The sequence below is a fragment of the Rhodohalobacter mucosus genome (assembly GCF_003150675.1).
Classification (GTDB): Bacteria; Bacteroidota; Rhodothermia; order Balneolales; family Balneolaceae; genus Rhodohalobacter; species Rhodohalobacter mucosus.
The window spans coordinates 261,099-277,556 of sequence record NZ_QGGB01000008.1 but is presented as its reverse complement, the minus strand read 5'-3'; the positions used below and the strand labels follow the sequence as shown (position 1 = coordinate 277,556).

Below are 16,458 nucleotides of genomic sequence, written 5' to 3'. Positions count from 1 at the left end.
CACTTGATTACCCTCCCTAAAAAACGCCTGATTCACCCCTGCAACCCCTACCACTCCCTCCCCGAATAAAAACTATACCTTTTTTTGATTTTGCTCATTTTAGCGGTATTTTAGGGCGTCTCAGAGGCTATTAAAAATATTACTCATCCCCCATTCATGGCAAAGAAAAAAGGATCTGACTATAAAGCGTCCAATATTCAGGTACTGGAGGGCCTTGAAGCCGTCCGAAAACGTCCCTCAATGTACATCGGTGATACCGGGCAGCGCGGTCTTCATCACCTGATCAATGAAGTTGTTGACAACTCCATTGATGAAGCACTTGCAGGGCATTGTGATTTCATCCGGCTCACCATTAAAAAAGACGGAACCATATCCATTATGGATAATGGCCGCGGAATCCCGGTGGATGAGCATCCTAAACTGAAAATGCCTGCAGTGGAAGTGGTACTAACCAAGCTGCATGCCGGTGGCAAGTTCGATAAAGATTCATATAAGGTATCCGGCGGTCTTCATGGCGTGGGTGTGAGCTGTGTTAATGCTCTTTCTTCTCACTTCAGCGCTGAAATTCACAGAGATGGAAAAATCTATGTGATGGAGTTTCAAAAAGGGATAACTACCGTTCCCCTTAAGGAAACCGGCAAAACGAAAGAGAACGGTACGATCATCACCTTCACGCCTGATCCGGAAATTTTCACTCAAACAACCGAGTTTAAGTTTGATATCATCGCAGACAGAATGCGTGAACTTGCATTCCTGAATCCGCAGATCCACATTGAAATTATTGACGAGCGGGAAGAGGAAGACAGTGATACCTATAAAGTGGAATTCCATTTTGCAGGCGGAGTAAAGGATTTTGTTCGCTACCTGGACGAAAGCCGCGACCCGATTATGTCGGACCCCATATACATTGAGGGTGAATTGGAGAACGTTCCCGTTGAGCTCGCCATGCAGTACAGCAGCAGCTATACTGAGAATGTGCACTCGTATGTAAACAACATTAATACACGCGAGGGCGGTACCCACATTTCCGGCTTCAGACGTGCACTCACGCGCTGTTTCAAGAATTATGCGGAAAAGAATAAGATTATAAAGTCGAATAGCAAGATTCAGATCTCCGGAGAAGACTTCCGGGAAGGAATGACTTGTGTTCTCAGTGTAAAAGTTGCTGAACCGCAGTTTGAAGGACAGACCAAGACCAAGCTGGGTAATTCAGAAGTTCAGAGCGCAGTTGAAATCATTGTATATGACAAACTGAATGAATACCTGGAGCAAAATCCCAAAACCGCCAAGAAAATACTTGAAAAAGTAGTTCTTGCAGCGGAGGCAAGGGAAGCTGCCAGAAAAGCCCGGCAGCTCATTCAGCGTAAAAGCGTTATGAGCGGCGGCGGCCTTCCCGGAAAACTGGCCGACTGCTCGATCAAGGATCCTGCCCATAGCGAAATCTACCTGGTTGAGGGTGACTCTGCCGGCGGATCCGCAAAAATGGGACGCAACAGAAGTTTCCAGGCTATATTGCCGCTGCGTGGTAAAATTCTGAATGTAGAAAAAGCTAAAATCAATAAAATCCTTGAAAACAAGGAGATACAAGCTATGATTACGGCCCTTGGTACGGGTGTGGGGCACGAAGAGGAGTTTGAAATCGATAAGTTGCGCTATCACAAAATTATCATCATGACAGATGCAGACGTGGATGGTTCACATATCCGTACTCTTCTGCTTACTTTTTTCTACCGCTATATGCACCCCCTTGTAGAGCATGGGCATATATATATAGCCACGCCACCCCTATACAGAATCACCAGTACAAGGGGAGAAATTCAGTATGCCTGGGATGATGAAACCCGCGATAAAATTATCAGAGAACTCAAAAAGTCGAAAAAGAAGTTTGACGTATCCCGCTACAAGGGTCTTGGAGAAATGAATCCTGACCAGCTTTGGGAAACAACCATGGATCCCGAAACGCGAACGCTTCAACAGGTGACGGTCGAAAATGCAGCGGCAGCCGACAAGATGTTTTCAACACTGATGGGCGATGACGTTGAACCGCGGCGGGAATTTATAGAACGAAATTCCAAATACGCCACACTTGATATTTAAAGTGAAGCGGAATCATGGAAAGTTAAAAACTGACTGTTGAATCCGGCCTGGTTGTCCGCATATTACACCTTGCGCTTCCACGCCCTTACTTCTCAAAACTCACTACTCAATACTATTCAATAAATGGCCAGCGAAAAAATCATCCCCATTACAATTGAAGATGAAATGCAATCGTCCTACATCGACTATTCGATGTCGGTCATTGTATCCCGTGCACTGCCTGATGTTCGTGACGGACTGAAGCCGGTGCACCGGCGGGTTCTCTTCGGTATGAGTGACCTCGGAATGCTTCATAACCGAAATTACAAGAAAAGTGCCCGTATTGTCGGTGAAGTTCTGGGTAAATATCACCCGCATGGCGATTCTGCCGTTTACGACTCCATAGTGCGAATGGTGCAGGAGTTTTCTCTTCGCTATCCATTGGTGGACGGTCAGGGTAACTTCGGTTCCGTTGACGGCGACTCTGCAGCTGCCATGCGATATACCGAAGTGAGAATGCAGCGTATTGCAGAAGAACTTCTTACGGATATCAATAAGGAGACGGTCGATTTTCAGACCAACTTCGATGATACCCTTACCGAGCCCACCGTTCTTCCCTCAATGCTGCCAAACCTGTTACTGAATGGTGCATCCGGAATTGCAGTGGGTATGGCAACAAACATGCCTCCCCATAACCTGAAAGAAGTTGTAGACGGAACGGTAGCCGTTATTGATAATCCGGATATTGAAACCTCCAAGCTGATGGAGCACATTTCCGCTCCTGATTTCCCAACGGGCGGCATCATTTACGGATATGAGGGCGTAAAAGAGGCCTACGAAACCGGCCGCGGGAAAATTACCATGCGTGCACGGGCCAATGTTGAAGAACTCCGCAATTCCCGTGAACAGATTGTTGTAACCGAGATTCCCTACCAGGTAAACAAGGCTACCCTTATTGAAAAAATTGCCACCCTGGTTCATAACGAAAAAATTACCGATATCTCGGAGATCCGTGATGAGTCGGATCGCGAGGGAATGAGAATTGTAATCATTCTGAAGCGCAGTGCCAATGCGGGGATTGTACTGAACCAGCTGTACAAGTATACCCAGATGCAGCAAACCTTTGGCGTTATCAATCTGGCTCTGGTTAAGGGCCGGCCGAAAGTTATGGCGCTAAAAGAGCTGATTGAGCACTTTATTGAGCACCGGGTTGAAGTTATTATCCGCAGAACCATATATGACCTGGATCAGGCTGAGGCCCGTGCCCACATTCTTGAAGGACTCAAGATTGCCCTTGATAATCTTGATGAGGTGATCAAAACCATTCGCGCTTCCAAAAACCCACAGGAAGCCAACGAAGAGCTGCGCCGCAAGTTTGCGCTGACCGACATTCAGGCTAAAGCCATTCTGGATATGCGCCTTCAGAAACTGACCGGGCTTGAAAGAGAAAAAATTGACCAGGAATACAGGGATATTGTGGATAAGATCGCTGATTTCCGGCAAATACTTTCTGACCGCAATCAACAAAATGAAATTATCAAAAGTGAACTTCTCGATCTCAAGGATCGATACGGCGATGAGCGCAGGACACAGATTGTATACTCCGCTGATGACTTCAGCGTAGAGGATATGATTGCCGATGAGGATGTAGTGGTTACCATTTCCAATAAGGGCTTCATCAAAAGAATGCCCGTCAGCGGTTATCGCAGACAACGGAGAGGCGGCAAAGGGATGAAAGGTACCACTACCAAAGACGATGAGTATGTAGAGCACCTTTTTGTTGCAACGAACCACAACTATATTCTCTTCTTTACAGAAAAAGGCAACTGTTACTGGCTGAAAGTGTACGAAATCCCGGAAGGATCCCGTCTGGCCAGAGGGCGCGCTATCGTTAATTTGATAGACATTGAAAAAGACGATAGCATAAAAACATTTGTGCCCGTCAAAACTCTCGATGATGAAGAGTACATCCAAAACCACTCCATTATCATGGCCACCAAAAAAGGCCAGGTGAAGAAAACAACGCTTGAAGCCTACAGCAGGCCGCGCAGGGATGGAATAATTGCGATAAATATTAAGGACGGCGACAGTCTTCTCGGCGCTGCCTTAACCGACGGTGACAGCAATATCATCCTGGCCAATAAAAATGGACGGGCAATTCGCTTCCACGAAAGTGAAGCCCGCGAAATGGGCCGCAACACATCCGGCGTTCGCGGCATGAGTCTTGGCAAAGACAATGAACTGGTCGACATGGTTGTCATAAAGAATACACATGAAGCAACTGTGCTTGCCATCTCAGAAAACGGCTATGGAAAACGATCACTCGTGGATGATTATCGTGAACAGAGCCGGGGAGGTAAAGGCGTGATTACATTGAAGGTAACTCCTAAAACCGGTAACCTGATTGCACTGAAGGAGGTATCGGACAAGGATGACCTGATGGTAATCACAACCAGCGGCAAGGTAATCCGCATGCAGTGTAAAGGTATTCGAACCATGGGCCGAAATACCCAGGGTGTCCGTATCATGCGACTTGATGACGAAGGTAAGATTGCAGCAGTCACCAGGGTCGTAAATGAAGAAGATGATGACGAGGCACCAACTGTAGAATAGATCATATTTTACAGTTGCGATTTATCTTAATAAAAAAGGCTCCACTTCGGAGCCTTTTTTATTTTCTGAATATCAAACCGGCTATCAGCATCCGGCACCAATAATCAAGAGTGATTCAGAGCCGGATCGTTTGCACTCTTCCATTCCAAAGTATAGGTAAGTTCCGCGGCTAGGATGAATGTAAGTTTTCCATCATGCTGCTGATGAGTCTTTCTCTTTTTCGTATCAACTGTTTTGGAGATAGTACAGTTACCTTATCCCCAAACTGAAGCAGCCAGTCGTTTAAATAGTCCAGGCTTTCAAACCGGAACTCCACTTTAATTTTTTTAGAGTTTATCGCTTCTTTCCTAATAATCTTAGTTGGCAGGTTTGCCATAAACGCGCGCTCTGCTTCTTTGCCTACCAGTACCTCTATTTTTTGTCCGGACTCGTTAGAATTAAAAATCAGGGCCTCTGCGTTAATTTCGCTTTTCAGCTCGAATTTTTGGTCTGTAATTTCTACTCCGCTCATGCGATCAAGCACAAAGTTTCGAATCGCGGCTCGTTTATGAGAATAACCGATTACATTCCAATGGTCTTTGTAAAAAACGATCAGATAGGGGTCGATCAATCGTTCTGTTTCCGTTGAATCGCCTTTACTCCGGTATACAAATCTCAAAGACTTCTGCCTGGAAATTGCGCTGCTCACGATATACCAATTCCCGCCATCTTTTTTCTCATGGCCAAAGTGCAGAAAGGGGTCCACTACCGTTTTATTTTCGAGTGAATCCATAAAGTTTCTAAGTTCATCATTCACTACTTCTTTTATTTTCAGCTCTACCCCTTTTGCGTCTTCTGCAAGCTTTTTGTCAACCTGGGACTTCACGAAATTAAGCCCTACCATGATCGTAGCGAGTTCCTCGGTGGTGAACATCAACGGTGGAATTTTGTACCCTTCCATGATACCATAGCCATTGAATTCATCCCACGTAACAGGCACTTTTAGATCCGATAAAGCATTGAAATCCCTAAATATAGTTCGCCTGCTGACATTAAACATATCTGCCAGCTTATCCACGGTGATCCTCTTTTTAGATTGCTGGAGCATGAGTATCAGCTTCATCCTCCTCTCTGAACTTTTTAGTCGTGACATTCTGGTATGGGTTTATAGGTGACTTCAGGCGCCGGCCCTGAATGGATCTCAGCCTTTCAAAACATTCATTTTTATTTGCTTCCACTATGCGTGCTTATTTCTTCTTCAGCAGCAGGAGAGCTTTTCCTTCATAAAACGGGTTCATTTTACCAAACTCAAAACGATACAGGGTAACATTCATGTTTTTTCCTACTGACTTTACCTCTTTCAATGCCTCCTCAGCTCCTTTCCACATTAAAATAGTTTGCCACGGTTTTTTTCCCAGCAGCCGGATTAGATCATCGACTTTAAATGCATGTTTGGTTACAATCCCGTCACCCTTCGCAAGATCAAAAAGTGAAATACTCTTTGCCGCTACACTGCAGTTTTCCAGGCTCATCGTATCTATAATGTCCTGCGCTACTCTCATTTTTTTTCTGACGTTATCATTCAGAATCCATTTTTTTTGGCCTTCACAAATGGCCAGCGGTATTCCCGGAAGCCCGCCGCCCGAACCCGTATCGATCCATCTGTCGTGACTTTTCAATAAGCCCATCCCCGCCGGAATGAGTGAATGAATGATGTGCTCTTTCAATGTTTCACGTGAAACATTCCGGCTTACAAGGTTGATTTTGTCGTTCCACCCGAGCAGCAGATCGGTATATTCCTCCAGCCTCTCCGCGTGCTTGTTGTAGAGCGCAACGGCATCTTCCAGCACGTTAAGGCCTATATTGACTTCTTTTACAGACTGTTTCACGTGAAACACCTACCCTTTTAGGTAAACCATTAATACCGCAACATCACTGGGTGACACACCGCTGATGCGCGAAGCCTGCCCGATGGTTTCCGGTTTGATCTTTTCGAGTTTGCTCTTTCCTTCAGAGGAGAGGCTTTTGATATTGCTGTAATTGATCTTTTGCGGAATACGGGTATCCTCTTGGCGGCTCATCTCCTCTACCATCTCAAATTCCCGGCGTATATATCCATCGTACTTGATCTGAATTTCAACCTGCTCAATAACATATCTGTCGTTTGTTATTTCGCGCACACTTTCTTCAAGCGCCGAATCTGCTTCTATAATATCCTGTATATGCAGTTCAGGCCTTGGTATTAATGATTTAGCTTTCACAGGTTGTTTTAGGGGGCTGGTTCCTTTCTTTTCAAGCATTGGGTCCATTTGTTCAGGACGAACCGTATACTCACTGATGAGATCGTAGAGCCTGTCAATCTCCCCTTTTTTCTTTTTGAACCGGTTATAGCGCTTTTCACCGGCAAGGCCTATTCGCCATCCCAGTTCAGTCAGCCGAAGATCAGCATTGTCCTGGCGAAGCAATATCCGGTGCTCGGCCCTGGAGGTAAACATTCTGTAAGGCTCTTCAGTACCTTTGTTGATCAGGTCATCAATCAGTACTCCTATGTAGGCTTCCGACCTTTTAAGCACAAACGGCTCTTTTCCTTCAATAAAAAGAGCTGCATTTATTCCGGCCATCAGCCCCTGGCAAGCCGCCTCTTCATAACCTGTGGTACCGTTAATCTGTCCGGCAAAAAAGAGTCCTGCCACAAGTTTGGTTTCAAGGCTGCGCTTAACCTGATAGGGTGGAAAGTAATCGTATTCAATTGCATACCCGGGCCGCAGCATGATCGCCTCCTCAAAGCCGGGAATCGTTCGAAGTGCATGATACTGAACATCTTCGGGTAGTGACGTAGAAAATCCATTTAGATACATTTCGTATGTATGCCAGCCTTCAGGCTCCAGAAACAGCTGATGACGATCCTTATCTGCAAAACGATCAATTTTATCTTCTATGCTGGGACAATACCTGGGCCCTACGGATTGTATCCGCCCATTAAACATCGGGCTCCGGTCAAAGCCTGTTTTCAGCATTTCATGTACGTCATGATTGGTATATCCAATCCAGCATGTAAGCTGATCATCAATACCCGGAAGGCTGTCCGTCATAAAGGAAAACGGGCTTGGGTCCTCATCACCATACTGAATTTCCAGTTTAGAGTAATCAATCGACCTGCCGTCTATCCTGGGGGGCGTGCCGGTTTTTAATCGCCCTACTTCAAATCCCAGTTTTTCCAGAGCCCCTGATATTCCAACAGATGCGCGCTCTCCGGATCTCCCTCCACCAAACTGACTTTCACCAATATGAATAATACCGTTTAAGAACGTTCCGCTTGTTAAAATTACTGAATCAGCTTCAAAAACCTGACCAGTCTGCGTTGCCACTCCGGTAACCTTCTTTCCCGCATCATCCGTGAGAACCGCCGTTACGTTATCCTGTCTGAAATGAAGCCCCGGTATCTTTTCGAGCTCTTCTCTCATGATCTTTGCATAAAGCATCCGATCACTTTGGCATCTTGGGCTCCACATGGCCGGGCCTTTCGACCGGTTCAGCATTCTGAATTGAACACCGCTTTTGTCACTTACAATACCGCTTAGCCCCCCAAGGGCATCAATTTCCCTTACAAGCTGGCCCTTGGCCACACCCCCCATAGCCGGATTACACGACATTTTAGCAATCGCATCCATATTCATCGTAATGAGAAGAGTTTTTGCTCCCATCCGGGCTGACGCAGCGGCTGCTTCACTGCCCGCATGACCCGCTCCCACCACTATCACATCATATGTGGGATATAAACTTACCATATGTTACTGTTTTTTATTATTTTATTTGTTTTATACAAAAGCTTTTCAACTTCAGTAAAAATATCGCTTTATTTTGAATATCTAAACGTTTTAGCCTCCCACATCGATATATGATAAAACCGTGCCAGGAGCAATTCTATGAATCCGTTTAAAGAGTATTTTATAAAAGGACAACAAAATAAAGATGAAGGCCATTTATTTTCCGACTCATGGCTTCAGGAATGGAGAAAATCCATAAATAAAAGTGAATCATACAGTAAACAGGCAGCTGCATGGAATATTCCTCTTATACTTCTTTTTAAGCCGTTACCCGACTTTTTCAAAAGCAAGAACAGCGTTGGAATTTATCTTGACCTGAGGTCCGGTACATGTACGGAACTCAGATATGCAGTTTCTGATGACATCGAAACAAATTGCGTGGTTCTGTCTGCATCAGAAAAGAGCTGGCTGCAACTGCTCCAATCGGGGAAGAATCCAACCCTGTTTTTGTTAAACGGCAAGCTCAAACTGGAAAAAGGGAGCAAAACCCTGCTTGTGTCAAACGCAGGCGCTGCAAAGGCCCTCCTTGACGCAGCTCCTTCCAATAGCGGTGACCAAATCCCAAACGTATCTGAGCAGGAATCCAATATTGGCAACAACCGCCCGACATCCGAACCACATGAACGCTTTTCAACCGTAACAAAGGGCCTGGATTTTGAGTCCTTTCCAATGAAGCTTTTTCAGAAGGCCAAAATTTATGGTGTGTGGAATCCTTCAGATATATCTTTTGAAAAGGATCGATCAGACTGGAAAAACATGAGTGCGGATGAACAAACCATTATTATGCATCTCTCTTCACTTTTTCTGGCCGGAGAGGAAGCCGTCACGTTAGATCTGCTTCCGCTGATACGCGTAATTGCAAAAGAAGGACGCATTGAAGAAGAGATCTACATCACATCATTTTTGTGGGAAGAAGCCAAACATACTGAATTCTTTGCGAGATTCGTTATGGAGGTCATAAAAACCCAACCGGATGCAGATCGGTTTCACGGTCCGTTTTATAAAAAACTGTTTTATGAAAAATTGCCTCAGGCATTATCGGCCCTTGATCATGATCGTTCACCCGCCGTGCAGCTGAGGGCTTCCGCAACCTATAATATGATTGTGGAGGGTACACTGGCAGAAACAGGATATGAAGCCTATTACAAAATGCTGGACGATCATGATTTAATGCCGGGCCTTCGTGAAGGAGTTTTGAAACTCAAGCAAGACGAATCGAGACATATTGCTTACGGACTTTGGTTGATTAACAGGATTCTTGAAGAAAACGAGGATCTTCATCCGTCTTTTGAGAACCTCCTTGATGAACTCCTGACCGATGCAACCAATATTATTCACGAGATATTTGACCGTTACGATACTGTTCCATTCGGGCTTGAAGAGGAGTGGTTTTTAGATTACGCAATCAAACAATTTCAGCACCGTATGGAAAAGTTAAAATTAAATAACTGATTCTTTTATATTATATCGTTTTTTTAAGTAGATGTACAAACCGATCCCAATTCCATGAAAGTAAATGTTACAAGCCTTCTTACTCTTGCCCTGTTGTTTTTCCTAACAGAGAGTTTGTTTGCTCAAGTTAGTGACCTTCAGCTATTTAACAGCACAAACACCGTTCAAACACAATGGGCTTCTAAATCAAAATCCGAGCTCAGCCGGATGTCTATTGATCTGAATCAGGAACTTCTCGACCAGCTGCGCCGCGAACAAATCAGATCATTTGAGATAACCGATTTTGATGAAGATACCCATCAGGTAACAGTAAGAAGGGTAATGGAACACTACAACGGAGACTGGTCTGTAACAGCCTATCTAAATGGTGACAAGTTGAACTCCTTTACCCTTTCCTTTTCCGATGACAGGGTTCTCTCATCTATCCATAATTTTACGGATCATGAATTTTTCGAAATTCGCTACTCTGAACAGGAAAGACAGCACTCCTTTATTCAGGTCGATCCGCACGAAAAAGATGAGATTGCCTGCGGAATACATGAAGATCATACGGTTCAGTCGACCAACAAAGCGATGGGTTTCGATCTGCAGGAACAGGGTGTGGATGATGAAGCTGTAATCGATGTCCTGATCGTGTACACGCCCCGTGCAAAATCATGGGCGGACATTAACGGCGGTATAGAGAATATTGTCAATCAATCGATGGCCGTTGCACAAAATTCTGCAGATAACTCCAATATTGGTATTGAATTTCGCCTGGTTTATGCTTCTGAAGTAGATTATCAGGAGAGTGACAGCCCAAGTACAGACCTCAGAAGGCTGACCACTTCTCCTCAGTTTAACGGTCTTGGTACACAGTATTCGGGATATATGGATGAAGTACACGACTGGAGAGATGAATTTAAAGCGGATCTTGTTGCCCTTTTTATTTTTACTGATGCGGTTGGCGGGTTAGGCTGGTTAAACACCAGCACGAACGGTGATGACCGATTCGGTTTTTCTCTCACCCGTGTACAGCAGGCTGCAGGGACGACTCATGCACATGAGATGGGACATAACATGGGGAATGCACACAGCCGCCTTCAAAACCAAAATGCAGCCGGTGGAACAGGCGGCCTGTTTCCCTACTCAACCGGTTGGAGATGGACAGGCCAGGATAACCAGGAGTATGTTTCCGTTATGACCTATAACGAGGGTGCTGCGGGCGTACAGATTTTTTCAAACCCGGATGTCACCTTTCAGGGAGTGGCAACCGGATCGTACATTGCCAATGGCGCACCGGCTGACAATGCCCGGAGTATGAGAGAAATCAAGCATGCCATATCCCAATACAGGGTAGCTTCGGATCCGCCCGTTGTACAGACGGATGCTATTTTTGACATCACCGCCGGAAAAGCCGTAGGTACGGGTACCATTGTCGATATTGGCGGCAGCAGTATTACAGGCCGCGGAATATGCTGGGATACCAGCCCTGATCCTACGGTACTTGATACGTGCCAGGAATTTCTGCTGAGCAGTTCAACATTTACCGTAGATCTTACAGGCCTAAATGGAAATACTACATACTATGCCAGGGCTTATGCTAGAAACACAGGTGGTACGTCATACGGTGATAATATATCGTTTACAACCGTGGATATAAGCTCTGTTTCTTCTCTTGTTTCCGTAGAAAGAAATCGTGTGCTGGCAACGGGAGAGCAGGAAAGCCGGATCGATGTTACCCTTCGTGACAGCCGGCTTGAACCGGTAAGCGGAGTGGAGGTGCTTATTGAACAGGATGGTTTTTCAAATGTCGAAGCTGTCAACAATATAACCGACAGTAACGGAGAAGCCAGTTTTTCGATAACGCACGATCGTGAAGAGACTATTCAATATTCTGTTGTAGCTGAAGATCTGGTTGTCGGAAATCCCGTCGAAATTGAGTTTCTCTTCACAGAGGCCGAAACACTGCTGGGGAACAACTATCCGAATCCGTTTAACAATCAAACACGCATACCTCTTGTTGTACCCGAAACATCCAGAGTCAAAATTGACGTCTTCAACGCTGCCGGCGCTCATGTCGCCACCGTGTTTGACGACCAGCTTACCGTGGGATATTACGAAATACCCTACAACGCTTCTGCACTCTCATCGGGAGTCTACTTTTACAGGCTTGCAACAGACAGTGAAGTGAAGTTTGAAAAAATGCTGCTTCTTAAATAACACAACATCGGTTAAAGCAAGCAATTAAACCAAGAATGTCCCTCTTCCTTAATTGCCATCGGGCAGCCGGCGGAGGTACACCTTTCAACCAACTTATACGTCAAACAGGTCTTCCATAAAACATACGTGCGCCATTAACGGCACCTGACTGATTCAGTCTTTGACCAAAGCGATCAAATGATCCGGAACATCCAGTTCCATGCGAAGCATTGTGGAGGCGTGTGTTTTTCCCTGCGCATCCAGCTTCAGGGATACGGTACCCCCGCCCCCGAGACTTTCATTCAGAATGAAATTCAGCGCTCCAATATTTTCCATCTCGTATCGCTCAACCTTTCCCTTGCAAATGTGCTTCATGTGGTCCTTGACTCTTTCGGCCGTCAGCTCTTTTTCCAAAAAGGGATATACGTCGGGGTGACGTGCAATTATGCCTACATTGGATCCATTCCCTTTGTCACCGCTCCTTCCGTGGGCTATCTCTATCAGTTTAACTTTTGGCATAAATTATTTCTTACTTCAAAGCAGGATGAATATTGACCAAAAAGATACCTAATCCGTCAGATAATAAACAATGGTGGATACCACCCTCACTTTTTTGATGTGCGGATTGTTGTTATCACGTGGCGAGATCGTAAAGAGTCCCTGTGAAGCTGTCTTAATTTTACCAAGTTTACTGTTTGAATCCTCTGCAAATTTTTCTGCTACTTTTCTCGCTTCAATCGTCGCTTCTTCAATCATCATCGGCTTTACATCATTCAAACGTGTAAACAGGTACTCCGTTCTGTTTGAAAATTCATCACCGCTGATCGTAATACCCTGGCGGCCCAGATCAGCTATGCTGCTCATGATTTCTCTTACCTTCTCAATCTGATCTGAATAGACCGTTACGGTATGCGTTGCAACGTACCTGAACTGCATCGAACCATCCGTTCCGTAGCGCTGCGCCGAGCGATCGGTAACCACGGGAGAGGAAACGGATATCTCCTCATGTGTAAGACCTGAATCGATAAGAAAACTTCTTATTTTTTCAGCCCCTTCATCCAGGGATGTATAAATCTCCTGAAGATCATTGCTTGCCTCCGTAAACTGTATGGGCCAGATCACAATATCTGCCCTGTGTTCCTGCTCAGAGAGTCCGCGAACTGTTACTGTACGTTCATACTGTTTAAACGTATCCACTGAGCTGTGGATATAGGTTCCAAGTATAAATAGTCCCGAAATAAATGAGAGTCCCGTTACTACCGCTGCTTTAATCCAATTTCCGTTCATCGCTTTTTTTAAGGGTATTTAATCGGTGTGAGTGTGAAAAGTTTCCCGGCTCACAATGTGAATTTCAGGTATACAGCAAATCGGGCTCTTTTTTAAGAGCCATCCGGTAAAACTGTACCTGGGAACATGTGTCACCAGCACTTCATGCTCTACTGCATCGCTTTTGAATAGAATCAGCCTTCGGGCAATCGGTTCAATCAGACAATTTTGCCAATTTGGATCCACTCTTCCCCGAGTTCATTGCATACATCTTCCATCTCGGAAAGAGCGTCTTTTGAGATTACTGCAATCAACCCGATTCCCAGGTTAAAAGAACTTCTCATATCCTCTTCAGGAACATTTCCAAGTTTTTGGATCAGGGAAAAGATAGAAGGCCTTTCCCAGCTGTCCCACTTAACCGATAGCTTCAGGCCGTCCGGCAGAATACGTTTTGTATTTCCCTCGATACCGCCACCTGTGATGTGTGAGAATCCATGGATGCCTTTCTTGTTCCTGAGGCGGGAAATAAGGGGCAGATAGGACTTATGAACTTTTAGCAGTTCTTCACCAATACTGGAGCTCAGTTCTTCAGGAGTGTCATTTACGTCAAACTTACTGAAAAGAACTTTTCTTGCCAGAGAATAACCGTTGGTATGCAAACCTGTACTTTTAAAGCCAATCAGAAGATCTTCTTTTTGGATTTGCTCGCCGGTGATCAGCTCATCCCTGTCTACAACTCCTACAATTGTACCGGCCAGGTCAAACTCTCCCTTTTGGTAGATATCGGGCATTTCTGCCGTTTCACCGCCAATCAGCGCCACTCCATTCTCTTTACAAGCTTTCGCAAAGCCCCTGATAACATCGTACCCTATATGCTGCTCCAGTTTTCCGGTAGAAAAATAGTCTAGAAAAAAGAGAGGTGTGGCACCGCAAACGGCTATATCGTTTACACAATGATTTACCAGATCCTGGCCAACCGTATCATAGGTATTTGTTTTAAAGGCAACGATCAGTTTTGTACCTACGCCGTCTACGCTGCTTACAAGCACCGGATTACGTAAGTTTTTAAAATCCGCAGAGAAAAGAGCGCCGAATCCACCGATATTGCTTACCACATTTGCATTGTGAGTCTCTTTTACAACATCTTTTATTGAATTGACAAGATCTTCTCCTGCCTGTATGTCGACTCCGGAATCTTTATAGGTGAACTTTTTTTCAGACACAGATTTTAAAGGAATTTAATTAAGTTGCTTCAGATCGGACTACCTTTCCGATCAAATATAAAAAGAAACAGGGTTCACATTTTCCTTTATTCCAAAAGGTTTTCCACAGGTAATTACTGAAAAAATGAAATTTTGATTTTGTTGTATAGTAGTAGAACCGTGTGGATATGTGGATAAAAAAGTTTTCCTGATCCGTTTCTGAAAAGGGGATCGGATGTGAACAACATTGTTGATATTTATATCAATAATATCAATTAGTTATGGAGTGGTATTTTAAGTAATTAACATTTTGCATATTTCACACCTATCTTTTGGATCATCTTCGTTCACGAACCGGGTTATTCTTTTTAACTGTTGGTAACCCTGAACAGATGTTAATTGTTGTGGAGAAATATGACATAATTTAGCCGTCACTCGTTTTCCACATAGAAATCCCGTTTTATCCACAAGTTATTCAACAAATGAAAATTGTAGTCCAGCGCGTTAAAAGAGCATCGGTTACCGTAAATGGAGAAATAATCGGTAAAATTGGCCACGGGCTTCTTCTACTGGCTGGAATACATGCAGACGATACCGATGAGCAGCTTGAATGGTGCTGCAATAAAATTATGAAGCTCAGGATTTTTAATGATCAGGAGGGTTTGATGAACCGTTCGGTACAGGATGTTAATGGAGAAATACTTGTGGTATCCCAGTTTACCCTCTACGGTGATACAAGAAAAGGCACGAGGCCCGGGTTTACGGATGCTGCACCGCCAGAGGCAGCGGAACCCATTTATGAACGGATGATCGAAATTTTCAGACAAAGAACCGATCTCAATGTTGAATCAGGGGTTTTTGGAGCCATGATGGATGTAGAACTTGTGAATGACGGACCGGTTACACTTATTATTAAAAAAGAGGCGCAATGAGTGTGGTATTTATCTTTGTTGACGGAGTGGGAGTTGGAGATAAAGGTTCTCAAAATCCGCTCAGTTCAGATAAATGGAGCGCTTTTTCCCACTTCACAGGCTGTGATGGCCTGCATTCAGGATGTAAAGAGAGGGTTACAGAAAACACACTGTATAAAATGCTGGATGCGAACCTGGGGGTAGAGGGACTTCCTCAAAGCGGTACGGGACAGGTTAGCCTTTTTTCAGGTGAAAATGCTTCAAAGCTAATTGGCAAGCATTTCGGCCCTTATCCATATTCAACCACCAAGCCTATTCTGGAGAATCAAAGCCTGTTTCACAAAGTAATTGAACTTGGTAAAAAACCCCATTTTCTGAATGCTTACCCCGACATCTTTTTCAGAAAATCATCCAAAAAAAACAGGTGGACTTCAACTACACTTATGGCCAGATCGGCCGGTGTAAGACTGAATACGATCGATGATATATTAAACGGTACAGCGGTTACGGCTGAAATTACCCAATATGCATGGAGGGAGATGCTTGGCCTGGATGTGCCCCTGATAACCCCCGAAGAAGCTTCTGAAAGGGTAACGGATTCGCTTAATGCGCATGATCTTGTACTCTATGAGTATTATCTGACCGATAAAGCGGGCCATGAAATGGATTTTGAAAAAGCTGAGAAGATACTGACCGATTTGAATCGTTTTTTATCGGGTATATTAAAACAGCTCGATCATACGGATACGTTTCTTCTTACAAGTGATCACGGGAACCTGGAGGACTTGTCGGTCAGAACTCATACAAGAAATCCGGTTCCATTGTTTGTGAAAGGAGATGTTGAGCCTTTCCGGGAGAGCAAGCGTATTACGGATGTAGCGCCGGCCATCATCCGGCTATTAGAAAATTGAGATATAAGAAAACCCGCCAAGAAAATGTAGCGGGGATTTT

12 protein-coding genes are annotated in these 16,458 nt (G+C 44.7%); 6 read left to right on the top strand and 6 right to left on the bottom strand.

Annotation, left to right across the window (positions count from 1 at the left end; all coding sequences use genetic code 11):
- The first annotated feature begins 156 nt into the window (after positions 1 to 156).
- Both gyrB and gyrA read left to right on the top strand, forming a co-directional pair.
- Positions 157 to 2,097: a DNA topoisomerase (ATP-hydrolyzing) subunit B gene (gyrB, locus tag DDZ15_RS12355; RefSeq protein WP_109647406.1), complete on the top strand. Its 1,941-nt coding sequence runs from the start codon at positions 157 to 159 to the stop codon at positions 2,095 to 2,097.
- A 123-nt stretch (positions 2,098 to 2,220) separates the two neighbouring features.
- Positions 2,221 to 4,689: a DNA gyrase subunit A gene (gene gyrA, locus DDZ15_RS12350; protein ID WP_109647405.1), complete on the top strand. Its 2,469-nt coding sequence runs from the start codon at positions 2,221 to 2,223 to the stop codon at positions 4,687 to 4,689.
- A gap of 169 nt (positions 4,690 to 4,858) precedes the next feature.
- On the opposite strand, the gene DDZ15_RS12345 is transcribed toward gyrA, so the two are convergent.
- The 3 genes from DDZ15_RS12345 to mnmG all read right to left on the bottom strand — a co-directional run bounded on the left by DDZ15_RS12345 (position 4,859) and on the right by mnmG (position 8,456).
- Positions 4,859 to 5,821: a helix-turn-helix transcriptional regulator gene (locus DDZ15_RS12345; protein ID WP_242979015.1), complete on the bottom strand. Its 963-nt coding sequence runs from the start codon at positions 5,819 to 5,821 to the stop codon at positions 4,859 to 4,861.
- 94 nt (positions 5,822 to 5,915) lie between these two features.
- Positions 5,916 to 6,557, bottom strand: coding sequence for an RsmG family class I SAM-dependent methyltransferase (locus DDZ15_RS12340; protein WP_158278709.1), 642 nt, complete (start codon positions 6,555 to 6,557; stop codon positions 5,916 to 5,918).
- Between the two features lie 9 nt (positions 6,558 to 6,566).
- A complete protein-coding gene (gene mnmG / locus DDZ15_RS12335) occupies positions 6,567 to 8,456 on the bottom strand; it encodes a tRNA uridine-5-carboxymethylaminomethyl(34) synthesis enzyme MnmG (RefSeq protein WP_109647403.1) in 1,890 nt (629 codons plus the stop codon).
- A gap of 138 nt (positions 8,457 to 8,594) precedes the next feature.
- Between mnmG and DDZ15_RS12330 the strand changes: the two genes are divergently transcribed.
- Together DDZ15_RS12330 and DDZ15_RS12325 are read left to right on the top strand one after the other, a co-directional pair.
- Positions 8,595 to 9,947 carry a R2-like ligand-binding oxidase gene (locus DDZ15_RS12330; protein ID WP_109647402.1) on the top strand — a complete coding sequence of 451 codons (1,353 nt, stop codon included), beginning with the start codon at positions 8,595 to 8,597 and terminating at the stop codon, positions 9,945 to 9,947.
- 207 nt (positions 9,948 to 10,154) lie between these two features.
- The gene (locus tag DDZ15_RS12325; RefSeq protein WP_158278708.1) at positions 10,155 to 12,149 is read left to right on the top strand and encodes a M12 family metallo-peptidase; all 1,995 of its coding nucleotides are present in this window, start codon (positions 10,155 to 10,157) and stop codon (positions 12,147 to 12,149) included.
- A gap of 153 nt (positions 12,150 to 12,302) precedes the next feature.
- Here DDZ15_RS12325 and DDZ15_RS12320 read toward each other — a convergent pair whose 3' ends face one another.
- The 3 genes from DDZ15_RS12320 to purM all read right to left on the bottom strand — a co-directional run bounded on the left by DDZ15_RS12320 (position 12,303) and on the right by purM (position 14,617).
- Entirely contained in the window at positions 12,303 to 12,647 is a 345-nt protein-coding gene (locus DDZ15_RS12320; RefSeq protein ID WP_109647400.1) for an AtuA-related protein, read from the bottom strand.
- A gap of 48 nt (positions 12,648 to 12,695) precedes the next feature.
- Positions 12,696 to 13,415 carry an SIMPL domain-containing protein gene (locus tag DDZ15_RS12315; RefSeq protein ID WP_109647399.1) on the bottom strand — a complete coding sequence of 240 codons (720 nt, stop codon included), beginning with the start codon at positions 13,413 to 13,415 and terminating at the stop codon, positions 12,696 to 12,698.
- 197 nt (positions 13,416 to 13,612) lie between these two features.
- Complete coding sequence (gene purM / locus DDZ15_RS12305; protein WP_109647398.1) at positions 13,613 to 14,617, bottom strand: phosphoribosylformylglycinamidine cyclo-ligase; 1,005 nt, start codon at positions 14,615 to 14,617, stop codon at positions 13,613 to 13,615.
- Positions 14,618 to 15,078: 461 nt separating this feature from the next.
- Here purM and dtd point away from each other — a divergent pair, with 461 nt between their 5' ends.
- Both dtd and DDZ15_RS12295 read left to right on the top strand, forming a co-directional pair.
- On the top strand, positions 15,079 to 15,528 hold the full coding sequence (dtd, locus tag DDZ15_RS12300) for a D-aminoacyl-tRNA deacylase (RefSeq protein WP_109647397.1): 450 nt from the start codon (positions 15,079 to 15,081) through the stop codon (positions 15,526 to 15,528).
- On the top strand, positions 15,525 to 16,418 hold the full coding sequence (locus DDZ15_RS12295; protein WP_109647396.1) for an alkaline phosphatase family protein: 894 nt from the start codon (positions 15,525 to 15,527) through the stop codon (positions 16,416 to 16,418). The genes dtd and DDZ15_RS12295 overlap by 4 nt, the downstream gene beginning before the upstream one ends.
- The last annotated feature ends 40 nt before the right edge of the window (positions 16,419 to 16,458 follow it).

Bases quoted from the DNA above. Each gene is read 5' to 3' on its own strand.
- gyrB (WP_109647406.1), top strand. From the start codon at position 157: ATGGCAAAGAAAAAAGGATCTGACTATAAAGCGTCCAATATTCAGGTA.
- gyrA (WP_109647405.1), top strand. From the start codon at position 2,221: ATGGCCAGCGAAAAAATCATCCCCATTACAATTGAAGATGAAATGCAA.
- DDZ15_RS12345 (WP_242979015.1), bottom strand. From the start codon at position 5,821: ATGTCACGACTAAAAAGTTCAGAGAGGAGGATGAAGCTGATACTCATG.
- mnmG (WP_109647403.1), bottom strand. From the start codon at position 8,456: ATGGTAAGTTTATATCCCACATATGATGTGATAGTGGTGGGAGCGGGT.
- DDZ15_RS12330 (WP_109647402.1), top strand. From the start codon at position 8,595: ATGAATCCGTTTAAAGAGTATTTTATAAAAGGACAACAAAATAAAGAT.
- DDZ15_RS12325 (WP_158278708.1), top strand. From the start codon at position 10,155: ATGTCTATTGATCTGAATCAGGAACTTCTCGACCAGCTGCGCCGCGAA.
- DDZ15_RS12320 (WP_109647400.1), bottom strand. From the start codon at position 12,647: ATGCCAAAAGTTAAACTGATAGAGATAGCCCACGGAAGGAGCGGTGAC.
- DDZ15_RS12315 (WP_109647399.1), bottom strand. From the start codon at position 13,415: ATGAACGGAAATTGGATTAAAGCAGCGGTAGTAACGGGACTCTCATTT.
- dtd (WP_109647397.1), top strand. From the start codon at position 15,079: ATGAAAATTGTAGTCCAGCGCGTTAAAAGAGCATCGGTTACCGTAAAT.
- DDZ15_RS12295 (WP_109647396.1), top strand. From the start codon at position 15,525: ATGAGTGTGGTATTTATCTTTGTTGACGGAGTGGGAGTTGGAGATAAA.